Genomic DNA, 11,920 nt, shown 5'->3' with positions numbered 1-11,920 from the left:
GCGAAATATTGGCTTTTGTCTAGGGTTCATTATAATATTGCCTTCATCATTCAGAGGAGAAAAATATGCTACAACGTTCAGTGCTGTTTGTTTGCCTAGGTAACATTTGCCGCTCGCCTATGGCTGAATATTTATTGCGTGATAAATTGAAAAAAGCCAAATTGGATAAGCAAGTCATTGTGGATAGTGCAGGCACCGCTGGCTATCACGACGGCGAAGATATGCATCAAGGTACAGCAAAAATATTGCGTCAATATCATATTGATAAACAAGGCTTTGTCAGTCGTAAAATACGTTCGCAAGATTGGCAACAATTTGACTATATTATTGCGATGGATAATCAGAATTTGCGAGATTTACAGGCTTTTTTCCAAGCAGATAAACAAAAATTATTTAAAGTGACCGATCTTTGTCCAACATTAGACTATGATCATATCCCAGATCCTTGGTATACAGGTGATTTCCAACAAACCTATGATTTACTCGATCAATGCTGTGATGCGTTGATGGTAAAACTACAACAACAATTAACGAAATAATCATTGAGGGCAGTTTGCCCTCGTAAATGAATATTAGGGTTTAATATCACGCTTAATCGGATTTTGCATAGAAATTAAGGTTTCAGTGGATTGAATTTCATCAATTAATTGAATTTTTGTTACAAGGACATGATGTAATTCTTCAATCGTATGGGTCATTACTTTAATAAAGATAGAATAATTTCCTGTTGTGTAATAAGCCTCTACCACTTCATCAAAACTTTCTAACTGCTTAATGACTTTTTCATAGTCTTTGGCACTCTTTAGGATAATGCCAATAAAACAGCACACATCATAACCAAGTTTACGCTCATTAATTCTAATTTTGGTGCCTTCAATAATGTTCGCCTGTCGCATTTTTTCAACCCTAACGTGAATAGTGCCAGGGCTGACACCAAAGTTTTTTGCCATTTCAGCGTAAGGTGTGCGGGCATCTTTAGTTAATACGCGTAGTATATTTTGATCTAAATTATCAATTTGGTGCATAATTTTGCTCCGTTTTTATATTTTTTATGAAATAAGCCTATCTTTATTATATATTATCTATATCGTTTGCAAATAATGATTAAATCTATTGAATTAGATCAACATATTATTGAATAATGCGCGCAATATAAATAAAAATTATAAAAATGTATTCTACAAAGGCGATATAAGATGAAAAAATCATTTATTTTACAACAACAAGAAATTAGTTTTGCCAAAAATACCTTTACTGAAAAATTAATTGAGCATTTAGGTATTGTTGAAGTTCAAGGTCCAATCTTAAGCCAAGTGGGCAATGGTATTCAAGATAATCTTTCAGGTACAGAGAAAGCTGTGCAAGTAAATGTGAAGCAGATCACAGATGCCACCTTTGAAGTTGTGCATTCTCTCGCCAAATGGAAACGTCATACCCTAGCACGTTTTGGGTTTAAACCAAATGAAGGGCTATTTGTTCACATGAAAGCATTGCGTCCTGATGAAGATTCTTTAGATCGCACGCACTCTGTTTATGTGGATCAATGGGATTGGGAAAAAGTTATGCCAGAAGGATCGCGTAACTTAGATTATTTAAAACAAACTGTACGTTCCATTTATGCGGCAATTCGTGAAACGGAAGCCTTAGTCGATGAAAAATTTGGATTAAAATCATTTTTACCTGAGCAAATTACCTTTGTACATACCGAAGATTTGGTTAAGCGTTTCCCAGAAATGAATGATAAACAACGTGAAAATGCGATCTGTAAAGAATACGGAGCGGTATTTTTAATTGGGATTGGTGGCGAGCTATCTAATGGTAAACCACATGATGTTCGTGCGCCAGATTATGATGACTGGACGACGCCATCAGAAGGTGAATATAAAGGCTTAAATGGCGATATTTTAGTATGGAACCCTGTATTAGAGAGTGCATTTGAGCTTTCTTCAATGGGGATTCGTGTTGATGAGGTCGCTTTACGCCGCCAACTTGCCATTAAAGGCGATGAAGAACGCTTAAAATTTGATTGGCACCAAGATTTAATTAACGGTCGTTTACCGCAAACTATCGGCGGTGGCATTGGGCAATCTCGTCTTGTTATGTTGTTATTACAGAAAAAACATATTGGCGAAGTGCAATGTAGTGTATGGCCAAAATCAGTGATGCAGGAATTTGAGCATATTTTATAAGTTATCCTTGCTGATTGAATGTAGAAGTGCGGTCAAAATATTTTTATTTTTGACCGCACTTTTCTTTTTTATAAAAGGATAACATTGCCTTTCTTTCACTTCTTAGGTAGTATGAGCCAATTAATACCCTATTGGTATTGATACTGAAATAGATTAAGTTTAATTATTTTAGGATTTATTATATGAAAAAAATTCTTTTCGCCCTCAGTCTAGGGGCTTATTCTACGGCTTTCGCCAATCCTGTTGCTCTTTCTTCTCCTTATACAGATGTTCATCTTTATGAACTTCTGCAACATTATCATTTAGAAACGCCAAAAGGTTCGCAAGGGCAAATGCAGTTGTGGGTGCCTGTGCCCTTTGATACGGCTTACCAGCAAGTGAAATCCATTCAGTTTGAAGGAAATTATCAACAGGCTTATATTACTGATAATAATAGTTATGGCGCGAAAACCCTGTTTGTAAGCTGGGATAGTCAAGAATCACAACCTGATTTAACTTTAACATTGATTATTCAAACGCAAGATCGTGAACCTGAGAAACAACAGTTATTACAATCTTACCAAGCGCCAGAAAATATTATTTATCCTGTTGATGTTGTTGAGTTTTTAAAGCCTACGCAACATATAAAAATCGATGGTATTGTTAAACAATTTGCCGATAAGATTGTTGGTGATGAGAAGAACCCATTGCAACAAGCAAAACTTATTCATCAATGGATTGTGGATAATATGGAGCGTGATAATGATGTGATTGGCTGTGGCGAGGGTGATGTGGCGAAAATCTTAACCACAGGGGTATTAAGAGGAAAATGTACCGATATTAATTCCGTTTTTGTTGCTTTAGCCCGAGCTGTGGGGATTCCTGCTCGAGAAGTTTTTGGGCTTCGTTTGGGGGCTTCCGAGAAATTGGCACAATATTCTGCAACCGCCTTTGGTAGTGCTGATGCGAACGGTGTGGCACAAGTGAGTGGTGGGCAACATTGTCGTGCTGAGTTTTATTTAGTGGGGTTTGGCTGGGTGCCTGTAGATTCTGCGGATGTGACCAAAATGCGTTTAGCGGAAAAGAAAGCTGTTGATGATCCTGCAACGCAAGCGGTGGCAGATTATTTATTTGGTAACTGGGAGATGAATTGGGTTGGTTTTAATTATGGACGTGATTTTGATCTTTATCCGACACCAGAATTAACCCCACTCAATAATTTTGGTTACCCTTATGCAGAAGTCGGTGGCGATCCTTTAAATTTCTTTGATCCAGCAAGTTTTAAATATGAATTTACTGCCAAAAAGCTCGATAAGTAAATTATTTTTAGCCACATTTACGGCTTTAATGAGTGCAATAGGGGCTAGCCTATGTTGTATTGCCCCTTTAATATATTTATTGTTTGGCATTTCATCGGCTTGGTTAGTGAGTTTACATCAACTGAGCTTTTTGCAATATCCCTTATTGATCATCTCTTTATTGACCTTTGCCTATGGCGGTTGGCTACTGTTTTTTAGCCATAAAATTCTTTGCACAAAGTATATTTCTCGCTTGGGATTGCAAATAGGTTATTTAGTGGTTTTTATTCTTTTATTATTTTTACTCAGTTATCCTTATATATTGCCTTGGTTATTAGGAGGAAGTGAATGAAAAAATTAGTGGCTGTTTTTTTGATTTTATATGCTCAAATGGTGGTTGCCAGTGAAAAGCAAGTTTTATTACAGATTAAAGAAATGACTTGTCAATTATGTGCTTATACCGTTAATAAAACCTTGCGTGATGTACAGGGCGTAATCACCACAAAAGCCAATATTCAAAACCAAACTGTGCGAGTTACCGCACAGCAAGATCTTGATAATCAGCGACTGATTGAGGCGATTGAAAGCCTGAATTATTCAGCGGTGGTACAAAAATAATTTGAAATTTGACCGCACTTTTATTCCGCCTCTACCAGACTTAATGCCTGTTCTACCACTTCAACCCCTGCTTGGGGTTTAAAGGCATTTTCGCTTAAATAACGTCGCCATTGTCTTGCGCCTTTGCATTGCTGGAAGGCGTTAATCATATGGCGTACGATATGGTTAAGTTGAGTACCTTGGCTTAGTTCCTGTTCTATATAGGGAAACATTTTGGTCACAGCTTGGCGAGGGGTAACAATGGGGCAATGGGGATCAAATAAGGCTTGATCAATATAACCGAGTAAACTTGGGTTTTGATAGGCTTCTCGCCCTATCATAACGCCGTCAACATAATTTAAGTGTTGTTGTATTTCGTCAATGGTTTTGATACCGCCATTAATGACGATCTTTAATTCAGGAAAATCTCGTTTTAGTTGATAAACTCGGGCGTAATCCAGCGGTGGAATTTCACGATTTTGTTTCGGGCTAAGTCCCGATAACCAAGCCTTACGTGCGTGAATAATAAATTCTCGCCCCCCAATTTGAGCGATATGTTGAATAAAATCCACTAAAAAGGCATAACTATCTTGTTCATCAATGCCGATACGTGTTTTTACTGTAACAGGGAGTGACGTCGCTTGTTGCATTTGTTGTACACATTCGGCAACCAAGGCTGGTTTTGCCATTAAGCAAGCCCCAAACATACCATTTTGCACCCGATCGGAAGGGCAACCTACATTAAGATTAATTTCGTGGTAACCGTATTGTTCCGCTAAGCTAGCACAATGGGCGAGTTGTTGGGGATCGCTGCCACCTAATTGTAGTGCCACAGGGTTTTCACGAGGGGTAAAGATGAGATGATCATATTTACTATGAATAATCGCCCCTGTGGTAACCATTTCACTATACAATAAGGCGTGCTGGCTAAATTGGCGATGAAAATAACGGCAGTGGCGTGTTGTCCAATCAAGCATTGGTGCAACAGAAAATCGCCCACGATAAAGGTTGTTTTGCATAATTTGTTTTACTCAAAGTGCGGTGTGTTTTACTAAAATTTTGAGGCAGAATTATAACAAAGTTTTACCCAAGTAAAGAGAAGAGTTTGTTATGCAAAATCTTGAATTGCTTGGTTAATGGCGTAAAAGTGCTTGCATTCATTAAGTGATTTGTGTAGAATACGCCCACTTTCTTTTTTGAAAGTCATTTGATGTAATCATTTATCAAATGGGTATGGAGATATTTCATACTAACAATGTTCCCGATTTGGGGACTATATAAGAGGTTAACTGCACTTCCTTTTCTTTTTATTAAATGATAGAAAAGTGATGGTGTCAGTTTTATTATTAGCTAATTTTTATTGGAGCTCTGGTCTAATGCAGAACCAAAGAATCCGTATCCGCTTAAAAGCATTTGATCATCGTTTGATCGATCAATCTACTGCGGAGATCGTAGAAACAGCTAAACGTACTGGTGCACAAGTTCGTGGTCCAATTCCTTTACCAACTCGTAAAGAACGTTTTACAGTATTGATTTCACCACACGTCAACAAAGATGCACGTGATCAATATGAAATTCGTACTCACAAACGTTTAGTTGATATTGTTGAGCCAACAGAAAAAACTGTTGATGCATTAATGCGTTTAGATTTAGCTGCCGGTGTTGACGTGCAGATTAGTCTAGGTTAATAGAGGTTATTACAATGATTGGTTTAGTCGGTCGTAAAGTGGGTATGACACGTATCTTCAATGAAGATGGCGTTTCTGTACCTGTTACTGTTATCGAAATTGAAGCCAACCGTGTTACTCAAGTTAAAACTGTTGAAACAGATGGCTATTCTGCAATTCAAGTTACCACTGGCTCAAAAAAAGCAAGTCGTGTAACTAAGCCAGAAGCTGGTCATTTTGCGAAAGCAGGTGTTGAAGCTGGTCGCGGTTTATGGGAATTTCGTACTGAAGGTGAAGAATACACCTTAGGTCAAGAGATTAATGTTGACATCTTTGCAGATGTTAAAAAAGTTGATGTTACTGGTACATCTAAAGGTAAAGGATTTGCTGGCGGTGTTAAACGCTGGAATTTCCGTACTCAAGATGCAAGTCACGGTAACTCTTTATCACATCGTGTACTTGGTTCTATTGGTCAAAACCAAACACCAGGTCGTGTGTTTAAAGGTAAAAAAATGGCTGGACACTTAGGTAATGAACGTGTAACTGTTCAATCCCTTGAAGTTGTTCGTGTTGATGCTGAGCGTAAATTATTATTAGTAAAAGGTGCTGTTCCAGGTGCAACTAATAGTAATGTTATCGTAAAACCAGCAATTAAAGCATAAGTCTAGGAGATAGAGATGGAATTAGTAACTAAAGATGCACAAAGTGCATTGACTGTTTCTGAAACTACCTTCGGACGTGAGTTTAACGAAGCGTTGATCCACCAAGTTGTTGTTGCTTATGCAGCAGGTGCTCGTCAAGGTTCTCGTGCCCAAAAATCTCGTGCTGAAGTGTCTGGTTCAGGTAAAAAACCTTGGCGTCAAAAAGGTACTGGTCGTGCCCGTTCAGGTGATATTAAATCACCAATTTGGCGTTCTGGTGGTGTAACTTTTGCAGCGAAACCACAAGATCACAGCCAAAAAGTGAACAAAAAAATGTATCGTGGTGCGATTAAAAGTATTCTTTCTGAATTAGTTCGTCAAGAGCGTTTAATCGTTGTTGAGAAGTTTGAAATTGATGCACCAAAAACGAAAGTTTTAGTGCAAAAATTAAAAGAATTAGCACTTGATGATGTATTAATCATCAAAGCAAGTGTAGATGAAAATCTATTCTTAGCTGCACGCAACTTATATAAAGTTGATGTTCGTGATGTGCAAGGTATCGATCCAGTAAGTTTAATCGCTTTTGATAAAGTGGTGGTTACTGTTGATGCGGTAAAACAAATTGAGGAGATGTTAGCATGAGTCAAGAACGTTTGCTAAGAGTGCTTAAAGCACCGCATGTCTCTGAAAAGGCAACAAATAACGCTGAGAAGTCTAACACTATCGTGTTCAAAGTCGCTTTAGATGCAAATAAAGTAGAAATCGCTAATGCGGTTGAACAATTATTCGAAGTGAAAGTGGATTCTGTTCGTACTGTGGTTGTTAAAGGTAAAACCAAACGTCATGGTGCAAGAATTGGACGCCGCAGTGACTGGAAAAAAGCTTATGTAACGCTACAAGAAGGTCAAGAATTAGACTTTGTTGATAGTGCGGTAGAGTAATTCGGAGGATTAGAAGAAGATGGCTATCGTAAAATGTAAGCCGACCTCCGCTGGTCGTCGTCATGTTGTTAAAGTTGTTAACCCAGATTTATATAAAGGTAAGCCTTATGCACCTTTATTAGCAACTAAATCTAAAACAGGTGGTCGTAACAACGTAGGCCGCATCACTACTCGTCATATCGGTGGTGGGCATAAACAACATTATCGTCTAATTGATTTTAAACGTAATAAATTAGATATTCCTGCGGTTGTTGAGCGTCTAGAATATGATCCAAATCGTTCTGCAAATATTGCTTTAGTGCTATATAAAGATGGTGAACGTCGTTATATCTTAGCACCTAAAGGTTTATCTGTAGGCGATCAAATCCAAGCTGGTGTGAATGCAGCAATTAAAGTTGGTAATAGCTTACCAATGCGTAATATCCCAGTAGGTTCAACTGTACATAATGTTGAATTAAAACCAGGTAAAGGCGGACAAATTGCGCGTTCAGCTGGTGCTTATGTACAAATTATTGCACGTGAAGGTAACTATGTAACCTTACGTTTACGTTCTGGTGAAATGCGTAAAGTATTAGCAGAATGTTGTGCAACTATCGGTGAAGTAGGTAACTCAGAACATATGTTACGTGTACTTGGTAAAGCAGGTGCAAGTCGTTGGAGAGGTATTCGTCCAACTGTTCGCGGTACAGCAATGAACCCGGTAGATCACCCTCATGGTGGTGGTGAAGGTCGTAACTTTGGTAAACATCCTGTGACTCCATGGGGCGTTCAAACTAAAGGTAAGAAAACTCGCCATAACAAACGTACTGATAAATATATCGTACGCCGCCGTGGTAAATAATTTTTTTTGATTAGATAGAGGATAAACCATGCCACGTTCTCTCAAGAAGGGTCCATTCCTTGACCTACACTTGTTGAAGAAGGTAGAGAAAGCGGTGGAAAGCGGGGATAAAAAACCAATTAAAACTTGGTCCCGTCGTTCAATGATCATTCCATCAATGATTGGATTGACCATCGCTGTCCATAATGGTCGTCAGCACGTTCCTGTATTTATTTCTGATGAAATGATCGGTCATAAATTAGGTGAATTTGCACCGACTCGTACTTACCGCGGTCACGCTGCGGATAAGAAAGCTAAGAAGTAAGGGGTAAAAGATGGAAACTATTGCAAAACATCGTTACGCTCGCACTTCAGCACAAAAAGCTCGTTTAGTTGCGGATTTAATCCGCGGTAAAAAAGTCGCTCAAGCGTTAGAAATCTTAACTTATACTAATAAAAAAGCAGCAGCTTTAGTTAAGAAAGTGCTTGAATCAGCGATTGCTAATGCAGAGCATAATGACGGTGCAGATATCGATGATCTTAAAGTTGCTAAGATTTTTGTAGATGAAGGTCCTAGCATGAAACGTGTTATGCCACGAGCTAAAGGTCGTGCAGATCGTATTTTAAAACGTACAAGCCACATCACAGTGGTTGTGTCAGATCGTTAAGAGTAGAGGAATAGCAAATGGGTCAAAAAGTACATCCACATGGTATTCGCCTAGGTATTGTTAAACCTTGGAACTCTACTTGGTTCGCGAATACACAAGATTTCGCTGATAATTTAGATGGCGATTTCAAAGTACGTAAATTCTTAAATAAAAAGTTAGCGAATGCTTCTGTTTCACGTATCACTATTGAGCGTCCAGCAAAAAGTATTCGAGTAACTATTCACACAGCTCGCCCGGGTATCGTAATTGGTAAAAAAGGCGAAGATGTTGAAAAATTACGCAATGCAGTAGCAACTATTGCTGGTGTACCTGCACAAATCAACATCGCTGAAGTGAAAAAACCAGAATTAGATGCAAAATTGGTTGCAGAAAACATTGCTTCTCAACTTGAGCGCCGTGTGATGTTCCGTCGTGCGATGAAAAAAGCCGTACAAAATGCAATGCGTTTAGGAGCAAAAGGTATCAAAGTTGAAGTAAGTGGTCGTTTAGGTGGTGCAGAAATTGCACGTTCAGAATGGTATCGTGAAGGTCGTGTACCTCTTCATACTCTTCGTGCAGACATCGATTATAGCACAGCTGAAGCACATACAACTTACGGCGTTATCGGCGTAAAAGTATGGATCTTCAAAGGTGAGATTTTAGGTGGTATGGCTGCAGTGGCACAACAACCAGAACAACAACCTGCCACGCCGAAAAAGGCACCTCGTGGTAAAGGTCGTAAGTAAGGAGAACTGCTAAATGTTGCAACCAAAACGTACAAAATTCCGCAAAGTCCACAAAGGTCGTAACCGTGGTATTGCTGGTGGTACAGAAGTGAGCTTCGGTACTTACGGTTTAAAAGCAATTGGTCGTGGTCGTTTAACTGCGCGTCAAATTGAAGCCGCTCGTCGTGCAATGACGCGTGCTGTAAAACGTCAAGGTAAAATCTGGATCCGAGTATTTCCAGATAAACCAATTACAGAAAAACCATTAGAAGTCCGTATGGGTAAAGGTAAAGGTAACGTTGAGTACTGGGTAGCCCTAATCCAGCCGGGTAAAGTATTATATGAAATGGACGGTGTATCTGAAGAAGTTGCTCGCAATGCTTTCGCATTAGCGGCGGCAAAACTTCCATTCAAAACAACGTTCGTAACTAAGACGGTGATGTAATGAAAGCTCAAGAACTACGTACAAAAAGTGTTGAAGAGCTGAATGCTGAATTGGTTAACTTGTTAGGTGAGCAATTCAAGTTGCGTATGCAAGCAGCCACCGGTCAGCTTCAACAAACCCATCAGTTAAAACAAGTGCGCCGTAGTATCGCACAGGTAAAAACTGTTCTAACAGAGAAGGCGGGTGAGTAATGACTGATAAAATTCGCACATTGCAAGGTCGTGTAATTAGCGACAAAATGGATAAATCTTTTACAATCGCGATTGAGCGTTTCGTAAAACACCCGTTATACGGTAAATTTATCCGTCGCACTACAAAATTACACGTGCATGACGAAAACAATCAAGCTAAAGAAGGTGATATTGTTGAGATTCGTGAATGTCGTCCAATCTCTAAAACAAAATCCCACACTTTAGTTCGTGTTGTTGAAAAAGCAGTAAATGCTTAATTATTGCTTTTAATCATAAAAATAAAAAACCGTGCTTTAATAGTACGGTTTTTTTATCTAATCAATATCTATATTCTTTTCTCTACTAATAATTTTGAAGCAGTATACTGCTTTTACTTGTTATTGACATAACAAGTAAAGTATTACTGTTTAATATTAAGGAGAAAATAGTATGAAAAAAATTTTAATAGGCTTTTTATCCGCTTTCTCTATTGTATCTTGTGATCACGCCTCGTTAGTTGATGAGTATTCTAATCTCTCTGAAAAGCAGAGATTGGAACGACTAAATGACTTAACTTTAAATGATGTTGGGCATATTACTATGAGAGAATTTTGTACTAATGAAGAATATTATGAATATATAGGAAGGGCGACTGTTAATGATTATGGAGAATATCATGATGTAACCAGAGCTATTGCATCTGGTTTAACGCGTATTGCAATGCTTTGTACGAGTAATGGTAGAACAGAAATTAGTATATGTGATCGTATCGATGAACTGCCAAGAAAACAACAGAAAAAAATGGAAGAGTTGTGTGAAATGACTATCGCTGAAGGGATCATCATACCAGTGGAAGAAGCTTTTGAAGCTATGAATAAATAGATATGGATATATGCTTTTTTGGGGTTTACAAAAGGTTTTTGGAACTAGAAGTGTTAGAGATTTATGTTAACTTACCGAATTAGTGAAAAATAGCATTGTAATTGTTGTTGATATTATGATAAAATCCACGCCCACTTGCCTGTATCGGTAAGTGATTCGTCCCCGAAAGGGTTTTGTTTATATTTTAGCGGAGTACTAAGATGATCCAAGAACAGACTATGCTTGACGTGGCAGATAACTCTGGCGCACGTAGCGTAATGTGTATCAAGGTTCTAGGTGGATCGCACCGTCGTTATGCTGCTATTGGCGACATTATCAAAATTACTGTGAAAGAAGCAATTCCTCGTGGTAAAGTGAAAAAAGGTGATGTGTTAAAAGCAGTTGTTGTGCGCACCAAGAAGGGTGTTCGTCGCCCAGATGGATCAGTTATTCGCTTCGATGGTAATGCTTGTGTCGTTTTAAATAACAATACTGAGCAACCAATCGGTACACGTATTTTCGGACCAGTGACGCGTGAACTTCGTTCTGAGAAGTTTATGAAGATCATTTCTTTGGCACCAGAAGTACTGTAAGGAGAAGTGAAAATGGCTGCAAAAATCCGTCAAAACGATGAAGTTATTATGATTGCTGGTAGCACTGAAAAAGGCAAAGGCAAACGTGGTAAAGTAACAAAAGTATTACCGAATGGTAAAGTAATTGTTGAAGGTTTAAACGTTATTACTAAACATGAAAAACCTGTACCAGCTTTAGGTAAAGCAGGTGGTTTAGTGAAAAAAGAAGCACCTATTGATGTTTCAAATGTAGCGATTTTCAATCCTGAAACAAATAAAGCTGACCGTGTAGGTTTCCGATTTGAAGATGGTAAAAAAGTGCGTTTCTTCAAATCTACTGGTAAAACAATTTAATTAACTGGAGTAAT

General features: G+C 38.4%; 21 protein-coding genes. 19 read left to right on the top strand and 2 right to left on the bottom strand.

The window, feature by feature from the left end; all coding sequences use genetic code 11:
* Positions 1 to 65: 65 nt before the first annotated feature.
* Positions 66 to 539, top strand: coding sequence for a low molecular weight protein-tyrosine-phosphatase (locus EV694_RS05710; RefSeq protein ID WP_132690412.1), 474 nt, complete (start codon positions 66 to 68; stop codon positions 537 to 539).
* Between the two features lie 33 nt (positions 540 to 572).
* Here the strand turns inward: EV694_RS05710 and asnC are convergent, their stop codons facing one another.
* Positions 573 to 1,025, bottom strand: coding sequence for a transcriptional regulator AsnC (gene asnC, locus EV694_RS05705; protein ID WP_132690410.1), 453 nt, complete (start codon positions 1,023 to 1,025; stop codon positions 573 to 575).
* Between the two features lie 171 nt (positions 1,026 to 1,196).
* On the opposite strand from asnC, the gene asnA reads away from it, so the two are divergent.
* The 4 genes from asnA (at position 1,197) to EV694_RS05685 (ending at position 4,084) form a co-directional block, all read left to right on the top strand.
* Positions 1,197 to 2,189 carry an aspartate--ammonia ligase gene (asnA, locus tag EV694_RS05700; RefSeq protein ID WP_132690408.1) on the top strand — a complete coding sequence of 331 codons (993 nt, stop codon included), beginning with the start codon at positions 1,197 to 1,199 and terminating at the stop codon, positions 2,187 to 2,189.
* A gap of 182 nt (positions 2,190 to 2,371) precedes the next feature.
* Positions 2,372 to 3,487 carry a transglutaminase-like domain-containing protein gene (locus EV694_RS05695; RefSeq protein WP_132690406.1) on the top strand — a complete coding sequence of 372 codons (1,116 nt, stop codon included), beginning with the start codon at positions 2,372 to 2,374 and terminating at the stop codon, positions 3,485 to 3,487.
* Positions 3,456 to 3,818, top strand: a complete 363-nt coding sequence (locus EV694_RS05690; RefSeq protein WP_132690404.1) for a hypothetical protein — start codon at positions 3,456 to 3,458, stop codon at positions 3,816 to 3,818. Before EV694_RS05695 ends, EV694_RS05690 begins: the two co-directional genes overlap by 32 nt.
* Positions 3,815 to 4,084 (top strand): heavy-metal-associated domain-containing protein, encoded by a 270-nt coding sequence (locus EV694_RS05685; protein ID WP_132690402.1) that lies wholly within the window; start codon positions 3,815 to 3,817, stop codon positions 4,082 to 4,084. The genes EV694_RS05690 and EV694_RS05685 overlap by 4 nt, the downstream gene beginning before the upstream one ends.
* Positions 4,085 to 4,104: 20 nt before the next feature.
* Here EV694_RS05685 and dusA read toward each other — a convergent pair whose 3' ends face one another.
* The gene (dusA, locus tag EV694_RS05680) at positions 4,105 to 5,082 is read right to left on the bottom strand and encodes a tRNA dihydrouridine(20/20a) synthase DusA (RefSeq protein ID WP_132690400.1); all 978 of its coding nucleotides are present in this window, start codon (positions 5,080 to 5,082) and stop codon (positions 4,105 to 4,107) included.
* Positions 5,083 to 5,439: 357 nt separating this feature from the next.
* On the opposite strand from dusA, the gene rpsJ reads away from it, so the two are divergent.
* The 14 genes from rpsJ (at position 5,440) to rplX (ending at position 11,906) form a co-directional block, all read left to right on the top strand.
* Positions 5,440 to 5,751: a 30S ribosomal protein S10 gene (gene rpsJ / locus EV694_RS05675; RefSeq protein ID WP_001181005.1), complete on the top strand. Its 312-nt coding sequence runs from the start codon at positions 5,440 to 5,442 to the stop codon at positions 5,749 to 5,751.
* A gap of 14 nt (positions 5,752 to 5,765) precedes the next feature.
* Positions 5,766 to 6,392, top strand: coding sequence for a 50S ribosomal protein L3 (rplC, locus tag EV694_RS05670; RefSeq protein WP_132690398.1), 627 nt, complete (start codon positions 5,766 to 5,768; stop codon positions 6,390 to 6,392).
* Between the two features lie 15 nt (positions 6,393 to 6,407).
* Complete coding sequence (gene rplD, locus EV694_RS05665) at positions 6,408 to 7,013, top strand: 50S ribosomal protein L4 (RefSeq protein ID WP_132690396.1); 606 nt, start codon at positions 6,408 to 6,410, stop codon at positions 7,011 to 7,013.
* Positions 7,010 to 7,312, top strand: coding sequence for a 50S ribosomal protein L23 (gene rplW / locus EV694_RS05660; protein ID WP_132690394.1), 303 nt, complete (start codon positions 7,010 to 7,012; stop codon positions 7,310 to 7,312). The genes rplD and rplW overlap by 4 nt, the downstream gene beginning before the upstream one ends.
* A 19-nt stretch (positions 7,313 to 7,331) precedes the next feature.
* Positions 7,332 to 8,153 carry a 50S ribosomal protein L2 gene (gene rplB, locus EV694_RS05655; RefSeq protein WP_132690392.1) on the top strand — a complete coding sequence of 274 codons (822 nt, stop codon included), beginning with the start codon at positions 7,332 to 7,334 and terminating at the stop codon, positions 8,151 to 8,153.
* A 28-nt stretch (positions 8,154 to 8,181) separates the two neighbouring features.
* Positions 8,182 to 8,457 (top strand): 30S ribosomal protein S19, encoded by a 276-nt coding sequence (rpsS, locus tag EV694_RS05650; RefSeq protein ID WP_100289142.1) that lies wholly within the window; start codon positions 8,182 to 8,184, stop codon positions 8,455 to 8,457.
* Positions 8,458 to 8,467: 10 nt separating this feature from the next.
* Positions 8,468 to 8,800, top strand: coding sequence for a 50S ribosomal protein L22 (rplV, locus tag EV694_RS05645; protein ID WP_050692961.1), 333 nt, complete (start codon positions 8,468 to 8,470; stop codon positions 8,798 to 8,800).
* A 17-nt stretch (positions 8,801 to 8,817) separates the two neighbouring features.
* Complete coding sequence (gene rpsC, locus EV694_RS05640; RefSeq protein ID WP_132690390.1) at positions 8,818 to 9,525, top strand: 30S ribosomal protein S3; 708 nt, start codon at positions 8,818 to 8,820, stop codon at positions 9,523 to 9,525.
* A 13-nt stretch (positions 9,526 to 9,538) separates the two neighbouring features.
* Entirely contained in the window at positions 9,539 to 9,949 is a 411-nt protein-coding gene (gene rplP, locus EV694_RS05635; RefSeq protein ID WP_132690388.1) for a 50S ribosomal protein L16, read from the top strand.
* On the top strand, positions 9,949 to 10,140 hold the full coding sequence (gene rpmC, locus EV694_RS05630) for a 50S ribosomal protein L29 (RefSeq protein ID WP_005717924.1): 192 nt from the start codon (positions 9,949 to 9,951) through the stop codon (positions 10,138 to 10,140). The genes rplP and rpmC overlap by 1 nt, the downstream gene beginning before the upstream one ends.
* Positions 10,140 to 10,397 (top strand): 30S ribosomal protein S17, encoded by a 258-nt coding sequence (gene rpsQ, locus EV694_RS05625; RefSeq protein ID WP_132690386.1) that lies wholly within the window; start codon positions 10,140 to 10,142, stop codon positions 10,395 to 10,397. Before rpmC ends, rpsQ begins: the two co-directional genes overlap by 1 nt.
* Before the next feature lie 172 nt (positions 10,398 to 10,569).
* Positions 10,570 to 11,001 (top strand): hypothetical protein, encoded by a 432-nt coding sequence (locus tag EV694_RS05620; RefSeq protein ID WP_132690384.1) that lies wholly within the window; start codon positions 10,570 to 10,572, stop codon positions 10,999 to 11,001.
* A 200-nt stretch (positions 11,002 to 11,201) separates the two neighbouring features.
* Entirely contained in the window at positions 11,202 to 11,573 is a 372-nt protein-coding gene (gene rplN, locus EV694_RS05615; RefSeq protein ID WP_126599516.1) for a 50S ribosomal protein L14, read from the top strand.
* 12 nt (positions 11,574 to 11,585) lie between these two features.
* Positions 11,586 to 11,906, top strand: coding sequence for a 50S ribosomal protein L24 (rplX, locus tag EV694_RS05610; RefSeq protein WP_132690382.1), 321 nt, complete (start codon positions 11,586 to 11,588; stop codon positions 11,904 to 11,906).
* Positions 11,907 to 11,920 lie beyond the last annotated feature (14 nt).

Origin of the sequence: Volucribacter psittacicida, from assembly GCF_004339025.1 — a bacterium.
Classification (GTDB): Bacteria; Pseudomonadota; Gammaproteobacteria; order Enterobacterales; family Pasteurellaceae; genus Volucribacter; species Volucribacter psittacicida.
The sequence above is the reverse complement of the archived record's forward strand: the minus strand, read 5'-3'. Positions and strand labels throughout refer to the sequence as shown.

What these genes read in the sequence shown, in the direction of transcription:
- EV694_RS05710 (WP_132690412.1), top strand. Translation starts at nt 66, where the DNA reads ATGCTACAACGTTCAGTGCTGTTTGTTTGCCTAGGTAACATTTGCCGC.
- asnC (WP_132690410.1), bottom strand. Translation starts at nt 1,025, where the DNA reads ATGCACCAAATTGATAATTTAGATCAAAATATACTACGCGTATTAACT.
- asnA (WP_132690408.1), top strand. Translation starts at nt 1,197, where the DNA reads ATGAAAAAATCATTTATTTTACAACAACAAGAAATTAGTTTTGCCAAA.
- EV694_RS05695 (WP_132690406.1), top strand. Translation starts at nt 2,372, where the DNA reads ATGAAAAAAATTCTTTTCGCCCTCAGTCTAGGGGCTTATTCTACGGCT.
- EV694_RS05690 (WP_132690404.1), top strand. Translation starts at nt 3,456, where the DNA reads ATGAATTTACTGCCAAAAAGCTCGATAAGTAAATTATTTTTAGCCACA.
- EV694_RS05685 (WP_132690402.1), top strand. Translation starts at nt 3,815, where the DNA reads ATGAAAAAATTAGTGGCTGTTTTTTTGATTTTATATGCTCAAATGGTG.
- dusA (WP_132690400.1), bottom strand. Translation starts at nt 5,082, where the DNA reads ATGCAAAACAACCTTTATCGTGGGCGATTTTCTGTTGCACCAATGCTT.
- rpsJ (WP_001181005.1), top strand. Translation starts at nt 5,440, where the DNA reads ATGCAGAACCAAAGAATCCGTATCCGCTTAAAAGCATTTGATCATCGT.
- rplC (WP_132690398.1), top strand. Translation starts at nt 5,766, where the DNA reads ATGATTGGTTTAGTCGGTCGTAAAGTGGGTATGACACGTATCTTCAAT.
- rplD (WP_132690396.1), top strand. Translation starts at nt 6,408, where the DNA reads ATGGAATTAGTAACTAAAGATGCACAAAGTGCATTGACTGTTTCTGAA.
- rplW (WP_132690394.1), top strand. Translation starts at nt 7,010, where the DNA reads ATGAGTCAAGAACGTTTGCTAAGAGTGCTTAAAGCACCGCATGTCTCT.
- rplB (WP_132690392.1), top strand. Translation starts at nt 7,332, where the DNA reads ATGGCTATCGTAAAATGTAAGCCGACCTCCGCTGGTCGTCGTCATGTT.
- rpsS (WP_100289142.1), top strand. Translation starts at nt 8,182, where the DNA reads ATGCCACGTTCTCTCAAGAAGGGTCCATTCCTTGACCTACACTTGTTG.
- rplV (WP_050692961.1), top strand. Translation starts at nt 8,468, where the DNA reads ATGGAAACTATTGCAAAACATCGTTACGCTCGCACTTCAGCACAAAAA.
- rpsC (WP_132690390.1), top strand. Translation starts at nt 8,818, where the DNA reads ATGGGTCAAAAAGTACATCCACATGGTATTCGCCTAGGTATTGTTAAA.
- rplP (WP_132690388.1), top strand. Translation starts at nt 9,539, where the DNA reads ATGTTGCAACCAAAACGTACAAAATTCCGCAAAGTCCACAAAGGTCGT.
- rpmC (WP_005717924.1), top strand. Translation starts at nt 9,949, where the DNA reads ATGAAAGCTCAAGAACTACGTACAAAAAGTGTTGAAGAGCTGAATGCT.
- rpsQ (WP_132690386.1), top strand. Translation starts at nt 10,140, where the DNA reads ATGACTGATAAAATTCGCACATTGCAAGGTCGTGTAATTAGCGACAAA.
- EV694_RS05620 (WP_132690384.1), top strand. Translation starts at nt 10,570, where the DNA reads ATGAAAAAAATTTTAATAGGCTTTTTATCCGCTTTCTCTATTGTATCT.
- rplN (WP_126599516.1), top strand. Translation starts at nt 11,202, where the DNA reads ATGATCCAAGAACAGACTATGCTTGACGTGGCAGATAACTCTGGCGCA.
- rplX (WP_132690382.1), top strand. Translation starts at nt 11,586, where the DNA reads ATGGCTGCAAAAATCCGTCAAAACGATGAAGTTATTATGATTGCTGGT.